Below are 16283 nucleotides of genomic sequence, written 5' to 3' on the forward strand. Positions count from 1 at the left end.
GCTAAAGAGTGGGAGCGAAACTTTGCATCAACATGCCGACGATTAACGTCCAACCATCGACCAAGACGAAGAGCAAAATCTTAAACGGCAGCGATATCATCACCGGCGGCAGCATCATCATGCCCATCGAAATCGTCACGCTGGCAATCACGATGTCTAGAATTAGAAACGGAAGATAAATTTGGAAACCAATTAAGAAAGCCGTTTTCAATTCGCTGAGCATAAAAGCAGGGACAAGGGCCTGCAGAGGTACGTCGTCGTACGACTGGGGTTCGCCAATTTCTTCTCGCGTCTTTTTGGGCAGGAACTCGTAGAACATCCAAACATCGTCGCTATTGCCAGCGATATCGATCTGCTTGGCCATGAACTGCCGAATCGGTTTGACGCCCCGTTCCCACGCTTCGTCTGGTCCGGTAACCCCGGTAATTGGATCTTCCTCGGCAAACAGCTTGAACTGTTGTCCCGTTTCGGGATTCACTTCCTGACGCGTGTAAGGCCCGATACTCTCTTCGTATACCTCTTGCCAGTAAGGGTGCATCACCATGAACGTCATAAACATCGCCAAGGCCGTGATTACCTGACTGGGCGGAAGCTGCTGCGTACCGATGGCTTGTCGTAAAAGACCAAGCACGATGGTGATGCGAATGAAACTGGTGGTCATAATCAACAGCGCTGGAGCCAGGCTGATGACCGTCAGCAGCACCATGATCTGGATGGTACTGGAAAGCCCCTGCGGACTGGTCCAATGCTCTGGACCGGCTTTGACGAAGTCGCTCAGGTCTTCCATTTCATTCTGGATCGGTCGATCGAGCGACGACTCGATCAACGTTTCCGGGATAGAAGTTGACTGCTGCGCAATCGCCAACTGTGGCTGAAGTGCGGCTGCCAGGGCAATCAGAATCCAAGCAATGTTTCGCAGTATATGCATGCCTAAGCCTCCAGAAAACCGCGTGCTGGCTGGTGCCCCATTTGGCTCAGCACATCTTGAAACGTGGCCTTCATACTGCCTGGCGAATCTTGCCGAACGATAGCCAACAAACGTTCCACTTCGCCTGGTTCAGTGATCTCAGTCAGCGTTTCGACGCCGTTAGGAGTGACGCACAAGAGAAGCAGCTTGTGCCCGACACGAACCAGTTCCAGTTGCTGTTTGCCACTGAGTTGACTCTTTCCGAGAACTTGGATGATCTCTTTTGATAGGCGGCTACCGCCCGGTTTCATATTCTTCTTGCCGACCCACGCAAAGATCAGGAATAAACCGACCACCACCAGCAAGCTCGCGGCGATGCTGGCGGTTTGATTGCTTTGAAAGTTAAAGACCGGCATAGAGACGCCGGTGTCCTTGGCCTTGCTGGGTGGCGGAAGACGCAGCGGCTCGACGGCTGCCGCAGGCTGAGCGACTGCCGGAATAGGGGCGTTGTGGCCAGCGTCAGGAACGGCTTCTACGTGCAGCGCTTGCGCCAACGGTGGAAAGGCCGGCGGAGCTTCGTTTCGGATCTGCAGCGGTTGGTTAGGCGGTACTTGCGAACCAGGGTAGTCGTTGGCTGTCGCAGCCGGTGCCCCAGCGAACCATGTCAGCGCCAACACGCACGTAGCAAGGATTCCGTTCCGCATGAAAGTCTTCCTGATTTTCACTCAAGTCGCGATAGCGACTGGTCGAAAAAGATAGTAGGGAATTAGCTTCCTGCCGCATCCCATCTCCCACACACAATAGCGGGTGTGGCATCTTAGAAACTGATCCGTCTCGGCTCAATACGAATCCGGCGAAACGTCGGGCAATCTGTGCTAGCAGCCGCGTTTGTCTAGACGACCGAGTCACCCACAATCAACTCGGTAATACGCACGCAAAAGTTGTCGTTGAGGATGAGAACCTCCCCGCGTGCAATCAATCGACCGTTGACGAAGATATCGACCGGATCGCCTGCCAGCTTGTCCAACGGCACAACCGAGCCCTTTTGCATTTGCAGGACTTCTTCCAGATGCATGTCCGCGTTTCCGAGCTCGATCTTAACTTCGAGTTCAACGTCGCGAACCAGGTCGATCGTTGTCTTATCGGTACTCGCTGGGGAACCACCAAAGTCGCGAAGCGTGAAGGGAGAGATGCCTTCGGGCATGTTTTCGTTCGGCGAATTCAACGAGGCGATCGCGGCTTCAGCTTGATTGAGGAGGTACTCCATATCGGAAGCACCTTGGCTGGATCCTGAGTGAGCACCTTGCGGCGGTTGCGTCGCGGCGGCTGTGGCGGCAGGCTGTTGCTGACTAGGTTGGGAACTCGCGGCAGATCCAGGATTTTGAAACAACGCTTCAATATCGTTCTGGTCGAGAGCCTCGAGATCTTCTTCTTTCTTGGGGGCAGGACCGCTAGCACTCATGTCGCCCGACTGGGCTTTCCGGAGCAGCTCTTCGATCTCGTCCTGTCCCATTTGATCGTCAGTCATCGGATTCCATTCCAGATGAAGAGGTCGTCGCAATTATTGTTCGACGAATGAAAACTCGCTAAACACGATGGAATGCACCATCGGCTTGCCCAAGATGTTGTTGGTTTTCTCTAAAATCTTACGCTTGAGCAACCCCAAACTGGGATCGGTAAGCTCGCCTTCGTCGCTGCTGCGGACAGTTACAATCACTTGTTCGCGAAAACGATTCTCGTTCTTTTCCATCGAAGACGAGAAGTTGGCCTCGTCACTAGCTCGAATTGTGGCGAACAGATGGAAGTCGATCCGCATGGTCGATTCGCTTAGAGGACGATAGGCGGTAATGCCAAAGGGTTTGCCTAGATCGATCTCGACGGTCTCTTCATCGACGGACAACGGTTCTAGCTCTTGAGTCGCTGTTGTGCCGTTAGTCTCATCCTCTTGGGCCTGTATTTCCGCGGCCCGAATCACATCCTGCGGGCTGGGAATAATTAGGTAGGCAACCACGCATTCCAAAAGAACCAAGACTAGAATCCCTCCCAGAATTTGCATTTTCGCTTTCATGGGTGGTCCTTTTACTACGTCGGGCGATGCGGTACTGGTTGCTGAATCGGCCATGGGAAACTGCTTCTTGCTAGATTATCTAGAGCATGCTACTGCACAAACGTAGCATGCAATAGCGCGCACGCAGCTAGTTTCCTGGCGCCTCAATCGGCGGGGCACGTCGATTGGCTTGTTCCTGAGCCGTACCGACCAAGTCGTCTATCACTTCATCCAGCAGAAAGACTTCCACACGAGGATTTTGCTTCAACAGCAGTGGGTCGGTCCCGATATGAAAGGGCTCGTTTTTCCCTGCAACCGCGACACGAATACGTCGTTCGTCGATGCCTAAGGACACCAGGTATTGCTTAACGGCCATACAACGGGCGTAGGCGAGGTCCCAGTGCGTTTTGAAGGGGCTATCTGCTGGAAGCGGTTTCAAAGAGGTATGGCCGCGAATCTCGATCTTCTGCGGTTTCCCACCAAATTCCAAGCTTTGCGCCTGAAGCGCTGCGATGGCCGTTTCGTCAAGCTTCGCGCTGTCTTCCGGAAAGTAAACAACCGTTCCGACTGCGGTCTTTGATCCAGGCCGAATAATCCGAACTTGCGGACTATCCCCGACCGGTGCTTTGACTTTGTCACCGCCAGCATGAGTCGAGAATCGCTTGGCTCGTCCCATCGTTGCCAGCTTGGCCAGATTGGAATTACGTGGCTTAGCGTTCCCAGCGAGCACGCTTTCCATCGAGCTATCGTGACCGAACTGTCGGCGAAATGATTCGACGAGTGCCTGGTACTGCTCATCCTTCTTAATTTCGCTCATCGAGACGAGCATAATGAAGAAGGTTAAAAGCAGCGACATCATGTCACCGAAGGTCACAACCCACTCGGGAATGCCAGGTGCTTCATCATCATCGTCCATGGCATGGTTTCCTTATTTCTCGGCGTCCATCTTAGCGCGAACCGCCGGTGGCAGAAACGTGCGCAGCTTTTGTTCGATGACTCGCGGATTCTCGCCTGACTGAATCGCCATAATGCCGCGGATAGCGATTTCCATCCCGAGTAGTTCCTGCTTGTTCAGGAACCCCAACTTCTCGGAAAATGGCAGAAAAAAGACGTTCGAGACAATGGCTCCATAAAGCGTCGTCAATAATGCCACAGCCATCCCGGAACCAATCGAGCTGGGATCGCTCATGTTACCGAGCATGATAATCAGCCCTAGCAGCGTTCCGATCATCCCGTAGGCCGGAGCGAAGCGTCCCATCTGATCGGACACCGCCTTGGCATCACGATGCCGCGTTGCCACGGCATCCATTTCGGTTCGCATGATATCTTCAATCGCGTCGGGCCGAGTGCCGTCGACGGCCATTTGAATGCCGGTGATGATGAACGGATTGTCGATTTCGCTAATGCGACCCTCCAAAGCCAGCAACCCATCGCGACGAGCTGTTTCAGCCAGGCTTACGATTTGCTTGATCAACTCGCCGTAGTCAGGTGCCTTATTCAGAAAGATCACCTTGATGGACATGGGCATGCCGAGCATCGACTTCAGCGGGAACGCGATCATGCATGCCGCAACGGCCCCACCGCAAACCACCAAAAACGATGGCACATCGATGAACGCCATCAGGGAGGAACCTGGTGCGATCAGAATGGCTGTAAGAATCAGTCCGATCGCAGCCAAAAGTCCGACGACGGATGCGATATCCATGGCGTTTTATTCTATTTTTCCCCGGTGTCTGGCCGGGCAAATCCTGGGGGTAACAAATTTTTGCGCTGGTGGTACTCGATTACGCGATCTACGACAACGTCAGTTTTCTCTTGGACAACAATCCGATCCCCGTTTGTCAGAGTGATGAACGTGTCTGGATTGGCTTCCACGTACCGAATCAGCTCGGCATTTAAAACGAACGGTTCGCCACCGAGTCGAGTCAACTTGATCATCCTGGCCGCTCCCATTCGAAGCACGGAATGCCTAGTACGCTCGCTGAGCGCACTAGGCTTTCAACCGTAGGTCAAAGTCTAGAACGTGCTAGCGTTTTATTACCGCAGGTTCAATAGTTCGTCAAATAGCTGCTGAGCGGTCGTGATCACTCGGGAACTACCTCGATATTGTGTCGACGCCAGGATCAAGTCGATCAAGTTTCCACCGATGTCCGTGTTACTCAATTCCACGGCACCTGCGATGACGTCACCCAGACCGTCCGCACCCGGATCGCCGGTCACCGGCAGGCCGGAGTTCACGCCGGTGGCAAATAGGTTTTCGCCACGCTGCTCGAGGCCGGTCGGATTGCCGAAACGAGCCAATTGCAGCATCCCCAGGTCGCGGTCGACACCATTAGAGAACACACCACGGATAACACCATCTTCACCGATAATGAAACTGTTCAGCGTCCCGGTGCCGGAACCATCTTGCCGCGAGGCATTGAGCGTGGGTTCGCTGGCAGCCAAGCCAGACAACTGCGTAAAGTCCAGATCGAACTCCAGCGGCGACTGCGAGGGGATGTCCCGACGCTGGATCGTGACGGTATTGTTATCGGTACCGACGAAGTTACCGTCACCATCAAAGTAGATGAGCCCGGTACCCACGGCGATTTCGGCCTCGCCGATGTCACCCGTGTCCATGGCCGCATCGTTATCCGGCGAGTCGGCGTACCAGCGGTAAACGGTGTTCGTACCATCTCGGCTTTCAAGCGTGGCAGTCACGCGGACATTCACGGGAATACCCAACGTATCGTAGACAACGAAGTCAGAGACCGCACTCTGACCAACGGCCTCTTGTACCGTGCCGAAGTTGAGATTTGGATTCTGCAGCACACCGCTGTTGTTGTCGAGCGTGAACGACGACAGCTTGATATCGACTCCATTGTCGACACCGTTGTTCGAGACGACTCGAATGCGTCCATCGGTAATCGAGATACCTTGCGGCAGTGTTCCCGATTCGCCTGGAATCGAATTCGTCGAACCCGGAATCGGGTTCGCATTGCCGTTGACCGACGGCTGAATACCGGTTGACGACTCGATGAACTCAAGCAGTTCCTGCACGATGGTCGTATCGGTAACGGTGAAGGTCTTTTCGTCGAGCCTGCGTTCTCCCTTGAAGCCGGTGAAGCTGAGTTCGCCAACCTCGAAGACGTTCTCGAAGTTCAGCCCGTCACGCTTCACAACGTCGACCAGCAGCGTATTCGAGTTAATTTTGGGACCGTCCAAGTCGATCGACTTATTCCCCGTCACACTCAAGTCCGAGATCTCGGAGTCGGCCTTGGTATCGATGAAGTCTTCGCCTGGATCAAGCTCTTCCACCAGGTAAAAATTCGACGAATCGGTCGAAAGATTTCGATAGACTCGCACCTTGTCATAAGCCGGGAAACCACCTTCGGGCGGAGGAGTCGGAGGAAGCGGCAAGTTGGAAAGCTCGATTCGTCCGTTCACCACGTTCTGGGGACCGATGGCCAAAGACGGACGCGATTCTTCCTCACCAGCACGAGAAAAGGTGACCAAGTAGGTATAGTTACCATTGATCGTCTGGGCGTCGAGTTGATCGGTCGACAGCGGGGTACTGCCATCGTCGACGTAAGGCATCGCCGCAGCGGCCATCGTCAACGTATCCAACTCGTAGAAGTCTGAACCACCGGCGGCTGTTCGGTAAATTCGCACCGAATCGTAGTCACCACTGGTTGGAAGATCATCCAAAACCACCGAGTAACCATTACCATCAGCCGGACTGCCCGAGACCGTAACCGTATGGGCACTGGACGGAGCCGTCTCATTGCCGGAACCGTCAATGTACGTGTAGCGATACTGGTAGACGTCGCCACCGCTGAGCGTACCGTCGACTCCGGTACCACCAATCATCGCGGCATCTAATTGCGTAGCCGTCGGCGCGGCGGCCGTGTCGGTTACCGGCGAGCCCATCGCGGTCGAACTGACCAGGAAGTAGTTTGCACCGCCATCGTTACTGCGGTACATATTCAGCTGCGAGTGCGAACTCGACTGGGGCGGATCAGTGAACGTAACCGTGTTATCGTTTGCCGAGGCATTGCCGTCGGCCAGAGTCACGGCGTAATCCCCCGAGGCGAGCGTTTCACCCGAAAGACCTGCGTTGGAATAGGTGAAGCGATAGTTGAACGTACCATCGGGAACCGAACCGCCGGCCCCTTCGGTTTGTGCATCGGTCGTGGTCGCAATGCCGGGCGTGATGGCCGATGCGGCGGTGATATCCGTGATCGTCGGCTGGGTCGAGACGCCCACGCTGGAACTCGAAGTATCCGGACGAGGCACGTTAGAGTTACCCAGGATCGCACTCTCAATCACCTGACCTTGCGTTGCCAGATCGCCAGTCGCGGTGAGCGTACCTTCCAGGTAAACGTTTTCGGTTGCCTTGGCGACACTCTTGGCCCCCAGAGGGATCGTAAGCGGAACGAGTTGCGTTCGTTGAATCTGGAAGCTTTCGTCGATACCAAAGCCGAGCACGCGTTGACCGGTAATCGTCACGAGTTCGTTTTGCGAATTCGTTTTGAAAATACCGTTGCGGGTATACAACGTTTCGCCGGCGCCCCCTTCCACAATAAAGAAGCCGTCCCCTTGAATGGCCAGGTCGGAAGGGCTGTTACTAACTTCAATCGTACCTTGGGTGAAGTTCGGCGTGATCTCCGCGACCTTCGTACCAAGTCCCGTTTGACGAGGATTGGTACCACCATTGGAATCGGTCGGCTTGGAGCCGAGACTTTGCGTCTGCAGAAACTGAGTCGCAAAGGTCGCCTCGGATGCTTTAAAACCGACCGTTTGGGCATTGGCCAGGTTATTTCCGGTGACGTCGATTTGTGTTTCGGCCGCCGTCATCCCGGTCAATGCAGTCGAGAGTGCAGATGCTAGACCCATGATTATGCTCCTTGCAATTTAGGAAACGTCTCCAAGTCCTTGGAGAGCGTGGTTGTTTTAGGTGGTCGTTTCTTCGGTTTCGTCAACCGTATCGCCTGAATCGTCGGTACCCTCTGTGCCATCGCCTGTCTCGTCACCAGAGTCGGTATCGTCCGTGCCGTCGGTACCGTCGGTCGGAGGAGTCTGAACTTGTGCCGGCAGGATCGTGAAGATGTCATCCATTTTTACATCCACCGTCTGATCGCCCGTGTTGACCTTCAATGTCATGTCACGGGTTCCATCGTCATTGGGGGCCAACTGGACGCTCTGTACCACGCCAAACAGAACGTATCCGTCGTCGGTCAGGGCCTGGACCTGCTTGCCAATCAGGCCACTAGCGGTCGAAATTCCTTGACTCTGCTGCATCGAGTCCAACGATTCGCGAAGTTGATCGGTCGCCCCGATCTCGCGAATCTGGCTGATCTGTTGCAGCATCTCTGAGTTTTCCATTGGATCGAGGGGATCTTGGTTCTGCATTTCGGCAATCATCAATTGCAGAAAATGATCCATGGTCAACTCACGCAAATCCGTGGGCTGACTTGCAGTTGAACTGGAACTATTGGTCGACGTACTAGAATCTATTCTTGACATGTTTCGCTCACGGGTAAGTGAACTGCGGTTAATTTATTTTGTAGTTGCTCAGGTATGCTTTACGAATTTCTCTAAGCTGTGACATTCAGATTAAGACTGTCTCGCTCGGCATCTTTGTTGACTGATTCATGCGTGCTCGAAGTGGTTTCTTCCTCCGAGCTACTTTGTGCGTCTTGACTACGCGAGCTTTTCGACCCGCCCTCACGGTCTGATTGGTCTGCGAAATTAGAAGCCGAACCATCCTGTGGAGTTTGCTGATCCATCAACTCGACCTCGAATTGCTGGACGTTGATATTCGATTCCGCGAGTCGCTCGCGAAGCTGGGGAAGATTCTCCAACAAGACCTGCCGTGTGGCGGGATTCTCGGCTTCGATTTTGGCGGTCATGTTGCCATTTTCGATCTTGATCTCCACCTTCAGTTGCCCAAGTTCTGATGGGTTCAAGCGAATCTTGATAGACTGTCCCGGCGGTGTTGATTCGACGGCCCTAGCGACACGGTTGATCAATCGGATCTGCTGCTTGGGATCGAGTTGTGGGGTCTGACTTCCCTCTGTTTTCTGAAGCGATCCTCGTTGCAAACCACGCTGCAGGAGCGTCGAGAGGTTGTTTACACCGGCATTGGTATTCGGAGCGTTACTACTGGTCGGACTAGCCGCTGTTGGGGCTGTACCCGAGGCCGCCGCGGCCAATGCTTCACTGGCTTTGGTCACGGCCGTGAGGGTCGACGAATCGGTCGAAACAGTCGCCGTTGTCTCGACAACATCGACCGAACCGGCTTTCTTATTGTCGGCGTTCTGCATCGTCTTATTTTTTTGATGCTGCTCGGAAGATCCGTCTCTTCGGTCATCGCTAGTCTCCAGATTGTCTTCAATCTGGGCCGATTCTTCGGCTGTTTGATCGAGCGATTCTATTTTCAATTTTCCATCATCACCGGAGCGCACCTCACTTGCCGCTTCAGCCTCTTCCACAGGCGATTCTTCTTCGGGCACGGCAAACGACTGAGTATCCTGCTGGTTCGCACTGCTTTGAACTGAATCGTCGGTTGGTGGTGCAAAAGACTCACTTTGCTCACCAGAAGCTTCCTCGGACGAATTTGTCGTATCGAGGGGCTGGTCCGTGTTCACTTCACCCTGAGGAGGCGTTTCCTTCTTCGCACTTGTGGAATTGACCACATCGGCTGGGGCTTGTTCCTCGATATCCGCTTGTTCCACTTTTTCTAATGGATCAGCTGGACCCACTACCTGCTCTTGTTGTCCCGCAGCAGCGGCGGTCTCCAAGGCTGCCTGGTCTGGATCTGTTTCTTCCTTTGCCGAAGATTGCTCTGAAAAGTCCGTATCAGCGGCTGTATCGTCCTGGTCAATCGATGGGGGCTCGGTTTGGTCGACGTCCGATGCTTCACTCGCACGGACTTCACTGCCGACCGAGGATGGCGAATCGTCGTAGCCATCATGAAGGTTTGGGTCGTCTGTTGGGGCAGTGTACGGCTTGCTTGATGGCACTTCGGCTTTGGTTGACGCGACAGGGTCGAACGACTTACTGCCTTGGGTCGTCATAGCCTGAGACGACTTCATAATTAAGTCGAAAAACGCCATCGGATCGGAACTCGACGTAGCATTGGCACGTGTCCCGCCTGACCAGCCTGGTGTTGGATTCACGGAGTTAGGTGATGACGATTCCATGGTATCCCTTGTTAGTTGGACGGTGGCGCGAACTGTTGAAGTTGATCCCGGGCATCTCCCAGAATTTCCGTATCTGGACTGCCGCGTCGAATCTCGTCCAATATGTCGGCCAGTTTTTGCTGCTCTTCTTCCGAGCGAAACTCGCCCATGATTTTCTTGCGTTTATCTGTAGACATCGCCTTGATGATTTTCACAACGTCAATCATGGCTTTGTCATCCCTTTGAAGCATCATCAAGATCTGCTCTTTAGCTTGCCGCGGATCAAGGGCTTCGAGTGTTCGTTGCACTTCGACGATCGCCTCATCCAATACGCCATCTTCCAGGGCCTTCAAGCGTTGATCGAAACCTTGTTTGAGCTGGTCGTAACGTCGACGCTCTTCCATCAGACTCGATTGCATATTGCGGAGATTTTCGATACCGGTATCCAACGCCTGTAGACGAAAATCGAGCGCCAAGTGACGCTGGGCTCTTTCGTCGATGATCTGCTGCATATCCGGCTCTTCGTGATCTTCCTCTGGCTCATCCTTGTCTTGAACATCTTCCCGGATGGCATTCTCGTCGATTCCATACACAATGGCCATCAACGAGTAAAAGCGGTCTTTGGTAAACGTTCCTGAGTTGGCAAACACAGCGACACAGATCATTTGCGCCAACACGGTTGCCACACATAGGTAGGCGAAAAACGCTCCCGCCATTCGTACCAAAGCCACGGCTATTCTCCTTTACGCATGAAACCGCTCAGGGCGATCTCATCCATTTGTTTTGCTTCTATGGCAGCTTCTAACTTTATGTGCTGCTCTTGCTTTTGCTCTTTGAGCTTCTCCAGCGTTCTTACTTCATGGTCCGCATCAATCAGTGCTTGTCGTCGCTGCTGAATGTGCGGTCGAAGCTTAAGCATCAGTTGCTGCTTCTCGATCTGCAGCGATTTCAAAAACATCACCTCTCGCTGCGAAGCGGTAATCAAATCGATATTCAACGCACCGGCCTCGGTTCGCCCGCGAATGAACGCATGTTGATCTCGAATATCGCTTTCGATCCCCGCTTGATGCTCCTTGAGTTGTTCTTCGGCTCGCAGTACTTCGGCCAGTTCCGCGCGACACTGATCCCGAGCGGCGATCTTGAGCCGCAGGTAAGTCTCGAGTCGGAAACGGAACTTGGACATAATCGATTATTCTCTGTCTACTTGGCGGCGATTTTCGGACCACCGGCGGCCTGAAGGTTGGGCTGGGCGATGCTGCACTTGCGAACCAGGGCCATCAGTTGCTCTTGAGCAGACTGAACGCTCGCCTGCTCGTCAACACGCTGACGAAGGAAACGGTCGATCTCGTCTTTCAAGCGAATCGCCATATCGATCCGTGGATTGGAACCTTGGCGATACGCACCAATGTTGATCAGGTCTTCATTCTCGGCATAAGTTGCCATCAGGTCGCGAATCACAATCGACCCGGTGCGGGCTTCCTCACCCACCAAATCGTTCATCAGACGACTGATACTTTGCATGATGTCAATCGCCGGGTAATGACCTTTGCCAGCGAGTTTGCGAGATAGCACGATATGCCCATCTAGCAAACCACGCACCGTATCGGCAACCGGCTCGTTGGTATCATCCCCTTCAACCAACACCGTGTAGAACGCCGTGATGCTCCCTTTTTGCGTGCGTCCCGTCCGCTCAACCAAGCGGGGAAGCATGGCGAACATCGACGGTGGATACCCTTTGGTCGTGGGTGGCTCGCCGGCAGCGAGGCCAATCTCGCGTTGGGCCATGGCAAAACGGGTAACACTATCCATCAGGAAGAGCACGTTCTTGCCGCTTTCGCGAAAGGACTCGGCGATGCTAGTAGCAGCCATCGCCGCTTGCATCCTCTGAATGGCCGGTTGATCACTGGTTGCGACAACCACTACGCTACGTGCCATGCCTTCCGGGCCGAGGTCGCGTTCAATGAAGTCATTCACTTCGCGGCCACGTTCACCGATCAAAGCAATCACGTTCACATCGGCGGAAGTGTAACGGGCCATCATCCCCAGTGTGACGCTCTTACCGACACCACTACCGGCGAAAATCCCCACACGCTGCCCCAGCCCGCAGGTCAACATACCGTCGATGGCACGGACACCGGTCGAGATGGTTTGATCGATACGCGGTCGATTGATTGCGTTAGGCGGATCTCGGTCTAAACGAACCTGATCGGAAGCAGTCGGAGGCGGAAGATTGTCGACACATTTTCCATGAGCATCCAACACCCGACCCAGCAGTTGCTCACCGACACCCACAGTGCGGAACGAGTGGGTCATGCGAACGCGGTTGCCACGTCGAATGCCTTGTACTCCCGTCAATGGATAGATGAGCGTTTGCTCCCCTTTGAAGCCAATGACTTCCGCCGGGATCGGAGGCCCCACTTGCCGCTCGACTTCTACCACTGCACCAATCGGCACGGGGAAGCCTGCGACGGCCGTGGTGGTACCAAAGGTTTCGACGACACTTCCGGTCACCGCCGTCGGCATGACTTGATCGAGTCGACTTTTCAGGGAAGCAATCATGAGGCACCCCCTAGTTCGTCAGCAATTCGAGAAAGCTGTGTCTCGATTCGGTTGTCGATCGAACCAAACTGAGTTTCCACTAGGCAGCCACCACGACTGACGGAAGCGTCGGCGATGATCTGCGTCGCTGCGAGCTTCTTCAACTCGTCGCACAGCATGGCTTCGCCACTTTGCATGCTGCTTAAGTCTTGGGGATTGAGTCGAATGTGTATTTCGCCGCAGCCGGATGCCAATTGCAACGACTCGCGGACAAGGGTGGCTGATACTTGAGGATCGGTCGCAATCTCGCGACGGATAATCTTTTCGGCAATGGCGACGGCTACCTGCAGGCCAACCTTCTCCCACTGATTGAGCCAAGACTGCCGCTCTGTCGTGAGGTCTTGCACCAAAGTCCGCAACGCCGGCAGCAAAGTGGCCGCATGCTGATCGACTTCCGTTTTCAACGCCTGCCGGGCTTTTTGTTCGGCGGACTGACGTCCATCGGCTTCGGCTTTTGCCCGTATTTGCTTGGCTTGTTCCTGAGCCTGTTTGATGATATCGGCGGCCTTGAGTTTGACGTTGTCCAGGTCGCTTTGCGCCTTGTCAGATACGTCACTCAAATTGAAAGCGACGGCCGAAAGCGTGTGCGATTCGTGCTCGAGTTTGCCTGATTTAATGACTGCCATGGTGCTATCTCCTTATGCGGCTGCCTGAAGGTGGCTCGTGGGGCGAGCCTGAGAAGCAACAAGCAGCGCATCCGCTGCCAGGCACATTTGTCGTTTAGCGTGATCGATATCTGCCAGCAATACCGGCTGCATTTCGCGAATCTTGCGCTGGAGCAACTTTACATCCCCTGCGCCGAGGCCACGTGAGATCCGCTTTAGCACCTCAGGGGAAGCACCACACAAAGCGAGCAACACGACCTTGGGGCCGGCTTGATGCAGTACCTTGGCCAAGGAAGCGTCATCCAGTACGGCAAAGCGATCGAACGGAAACGTCGGCTGGGACACTTCTCGCGAGATTGTTTCTTTTTTGGGTACAGGCTTGGGAGCATGAACAACCGGCTCGATCTTAGGCTCCGCTTTCGGTTCAGGCTTCGCAGGTTCGCTTGGCAGTTCCATGGCCTCTGGCTGCGGCATTGGCCGTTTCATGACAGGCCAAACGACCTTGTCACCTTTGAGGGCTTCCAACTCAGCGGGGAGCTGCGAACCACGACTGCGTAGTTCGGTTAGCAACTCTTCGGCTTGCTCACCGGAAGAGGCCTTAAGAATCGCCTGGGCCGCAGCCATCCCCAAACGTCGTCGCTCGAATGCCAATACCTGACGAGAGACAATCTGTTTGATGCGTGATTCAATGTCGGCCACAATTTCCTGCGAAGGCTCGTCAAGCTGTGTGATACGATGAACGATGTCGGCCTGGAGTCGGCTTGGAAGTTGTCGCAAGATCTCCGAGGCTCGCTCGGGTTGAAGATAGCTCATGACGACGGCTGTTACCTGCGGATGCTCTTGCTCGAAAAAAGGTGCAAGCATTTCGCTGGGGGCATCATTTAAAAAGGCGAACGGCGGCGGAGTTGGTACCGACAGCTCAGCGACGGCGGCATTCTCTTCCCCTTGGTAGGTGAATGCCATCTCTACGCCAGGGTCTTCAGTGGGCAGTTGTCGACCAGAGTTACGTAAGAATTCATCGAGAACGACCTGCCGTTCTTCATCCGTTACGCTTTCCAACTCGATCGACATCCAGCGAATCTGGGACGCAACCTCATCCGGCATGCTCTCGAGCAGCCTATCGGCCGAGGCTTCGTCGAGACTGGCAATGACGATGGCGGCTTTACGGATGGTTTCAGGGGACGTGGTCATGGTGTTTCTCTAAAAAGGTATCAAGAACCTTTTGGACAATTAATTGGGGCTTCCGATCCAGGTCTGCAAGATTCCCAAAGCCGTATCAGGATCTTCCCGAACCATGTCAGCCAGTTCGTTTTTCAAGTTAGGACCGCTGCCTTGGGCGAAGCGTTTCTTCAGTAGGCCTTGCATCGATCCGTCAGGCTGGTCTTCCTTCTTGTCGTCTTTGGCTTGATCAGCGGCGGGGTCTTCGAGTTTCACTGCGTCGGACTGTTCGGCAGCACCAGCGCCGCTGCTGAGCATGCTCCGAAGCATCATCAGTCCCACAACCGCGAAACCAATCGTCGCCAAGGTTTGCCAATTGGTCGCCACCCAGGCCATGGCCGAATCAGCAACGACCAACTCCGGCGTTGGTGTTTCCGGAAGTTGAGGAGCCGTCCAGACGTAAACTTGTGGATAGGGATCGTCCCCCAAAGCTTGCTCAGGGAGCAAAGTGACGACGGTCTTTTCCACTGTCTTTTTAGTCTCGTCTTCGATTTTCTTGAGTTCGCCTGGGTCGGGGGCGTTGGCCTGCTGACCCGCTGCAGGCGGATTGCGTGAATTCCAAACGTCGACGTAATACTGACTCGGAATGCTAACCGAAACGGTGACTCGCTTCGGTGTTAGCGATGCGACCTGCTTTTGGGTGTAATCCTGATTGGTAACAGCAAGCGTTTCCTCTCGATTCGATTCCGAGGTCTGCTCGCTCATCCGAGCCCCACTCAGCGCCGTTGCACGATTAGGACCTTGGGGAGCCTGGGCATTCAAACCGGGTTCGCCCGCATTGGTGGGTGTCCGCCTAACCTCCGAGGACTTCTCTGCCATCGAAGCCAGCGGCGTTGGTCGCGGGTCGTACTTGATTCCCTTTTCGATGCGGTTCATTTCTGGGTCGAGTTCGACATTGACCGTTACGTTGTTGCCGCTGATGAACCGCAGGGCGTTGTCGATCGTTTCGGTCCAGTGTTCCTCGAACCATTTCTTCCGCGAGGCGTACGGGTCGTCGTTGACCGACGCCAAATCGTTATCTGAGCCGCTGAAAGTCCTCCGCGTGTTCAAGTCAGTCACCGAAACTTGTTCCGCACTGAGACCAGCGATCGAATGTGCGACGTAGTTCTGGACGCTTTTCACGGTCTTGAAATCGATTTCCTCTGAACCGCTGGGACGCACGACAACCGAGGCCGTATACACCTTTTTGCGTGGAAATCCCCCTTTGTCTTCAATGTCGTACTGGACCGAGGCGTACTCGATGCCGCGCATGTTTCGCAGTACCAACGCCATTTCCTTTTCTCGGGCTACCTTTTGTCGGTCCGAGCGATGGGCTTCCGATTCGAAGGGGCTTGCCTGGCCAATGGCGTCAGACATGCTGTCGTGAAAGTCGGGCGGAATCGCATTGTTTTTCACGAGTGCGGCAATGTAATCGACACGTCGACTCCGCGGCACATAGATTTGACTGCCGATCACTTCATAGTCGTCGAGCGTTTCCGAAGCGAACGCCGCGAGAATCGCCTTTTGATCGGCCGGGGCAATGGGCGAGCCAGAAAGAATCGGCACGTCCTTTTGGAACATATTAGTTTGAAAGAGAAAGGCAACGCTTGTCACAATGGCAACGACCAAGAGGCCTGCGATGATCCGGGAACCGGGTGTCATCGAGACAAACAGGTCTTTGATTTGTTCAAACGCCTTGTTCAAGAAGTCCATCCGTGGACCCTTCAAGCTGCGGAATCGTGTTGATTAATTGGTATCGTAACCGT

The 16283-nt window shown here is 54.3% G+C and carries 16 protein-coding genes; all 16 read right to left on the minus strand.

What is annotated here, in order from left to right; genetic code table 11:
• Position 1 precedes the first annotated feature (1 nt).
• The gene (locus HOV93_RS19830) at positions 2-928 is read right to left on the minus strand and encodes a flagellar type III secretion system pore protein FliP (RefSeq protein WP_207398281.1); all 927 of its coding nucleotides are present in this window, start codon (positions 926-928) and stop codon (positions 2-4) included.
• 2 nt (positions 929-930) lie between these two features.
• Positions 931-1611, minus strand: a complete 681-nt coding sequence (locus tag HOV93_RS19835) for a FliO/MopB family protein (protein ID WP_207398282.1) — start codon at positions 1609-1611, stop codon at positions 931-933.
• A gap of 188 nt (positions 1612-1799) precedes the next feature.
• Positions 1800-2435, minus strand: a complete 636-nt coding sequence (gene fliN, locus HOV93_RS19840) for a flagellar motor switch protein FliN (protein ID WP_207398283.1) — start codon at positions 2433-2435, stop codon at positions 1800-1802.
• Between the two features lie 33 nt (positions 2436-2468).
• Positions 2469-3029: a hypothetical protein gene (locus HOV93_RS19845; protein WP_207398284.1), complete on the minus strand. Its 561-nt coding sequence runs from the start codon at positions 3027-3029 to the stop codon at positions 2469-2471.
• Between the two features lie 73 nt (positions 3030-3102).
• Positions 3103-3870 carry an OmpA/MotB family protein gene (locus HOV93_RS19850; RefSeq protein WP_207398285.1) on the minus strand — a complete coding sequence of 256 codons (768 nt, stop codon included), beginning with the start codon at positions 3868-3870 and terminating at the stop codon, positions 3103-3105.
• Positions 3871-3882: 12 nt separating this feature from the next.
• On the minus strand, positions 3883-4659 hold the full coding sequence (locus HOV93_RS19855; RefSeq protein ID WP_207398286.1) for a motility protein A: 777 nt from the start codon (positions 4657-4659) through the stop codon (positions 3883-3885).
• Positions 4660-4670: 11 nt separating this feature from the next.
• Entirely contained in the window at positions 4671-4892 is a 222-nt protein-coding gene (locus HOV93_RS19860; RefSeq protein WP_207398287.1) for a flagellar FlbD family protein, read from the minus strand.
• A 99-nt stretch (positions 4893-4991) separates the two neighbouring features.
• The gene (locus HOV93_RS19865) at positions 4992-7829 is read right to left on the minus strand and encodes a flagellar hook-basal body complex protein (protein ID WP_207398288.1); all 2838 of its coding nucleotides are present in this window, start codon (positions 7827-7829) and stop codon (positions 4992-4994) included.
• A 57-nt stretch (positions 7830-7886) separates the two neighbouring features.
• A complete protein-coding gene (locus HOV93_RS19870; RefSeq protein ID WP_207398289.1) occupies positions 7887-8459 on the minus strand; it encodes a flagellar hook assembly protein FlgD in 573 nt (190 codons plus the stop codon).
• Between the two features lie 71 nt (positions 8460-8530).
• Positions 8531-10138 carry a flagellar hook-length control protein FliK gene (locus HOV93_RS19875; RefSeq protein ID WP_207398290.1) on the minus strand — a complete coding sequence of 536 codons (1608 nt, stop codon included), beginning with the start codon at positions 10136-10138 and terminating at the stop codon, positions 8531-8533.
• Between the two features lie 11 nt (positions 10139-10149).
• Complete coding sequence (locus HOV93_RS19880; protein ID WP_207398291.1) at positions 10150-10848, minus strand: hypothetical protein; 699 nt, start codon at positions 10846-10848, stop codon at positions 10150-10152.
• A 2-nt stretch (positions 10849-10850) separates the two neighbouring features.
• The gene (locus HOV93_RS19885) at positions 10851-11300 is read right to left on the minus strand and encodes a flagellar export protein FliJ (RefSeq protein WP_207398292.1); all 450 of its coding nucleotides are present in this window, start codon (positions 11298-11300) and stop codon (positions 10851-10853) included.
• 17 nt (positions 11301-11317) lie between these two features.
• Complete coding sequence (locus tag HOV93_RS19890) at positions 11318-12676, minus strand: FliI/YscN family ATPase (RefSeq protein ID WP_207398293.1); 1359 nt, start codon at positions 12674-12676, stop codon at positions 11318-11320.
• Positions 12673-13341 carry a FliH/SctL family protein gene (locus HOV93_RS19895; protein ID WP_207398294.1) on the minus strand — a complete coding sequence of 223 codons (669 nt, stop codon included), beginning with the start codon at positions 13339-13341 and terminating at the stop codon, positions 12673-12675. Before HOV93_RS19895 ends, HOV93_RS19890 begins: the two co-directional genes overlap by 4 nt.
• 12 nt (positions 13342-13353) lie before the next feature.
• Positions 13354-14511, minus strand: a complete 1158-nt coding sequence (locus HOV93_RS19900; protein WP_207398295.1) for a FliG C-terminal domain-containing protein — start codon at positions 14509-14511, stop codon at positions 13354-13356.
• 39 nt (positions 14512-14550) lie between these two features.
• Positions 14551-16230 (minus strand): hypothetical protein, encoded by a 1680-nt coding sequence (locus tag HOV93_RS19905; protein ID WP_207398296.1) that lies wholly within the window; start codon positions 16228-16230, stop codon positions 14551-14553.
• Between the last annotated feature and the right edge of the window lie 53 nt (positions 16231-16283).

It is taken from the genome of Bremerella alba, from assembly GCF_013618625.1.
Lineage (GTDB): Bacteria > Planctomycetota > Planctomycetia > Pirellulales > Pirellulaceae > Bremerella > Bremerella alba.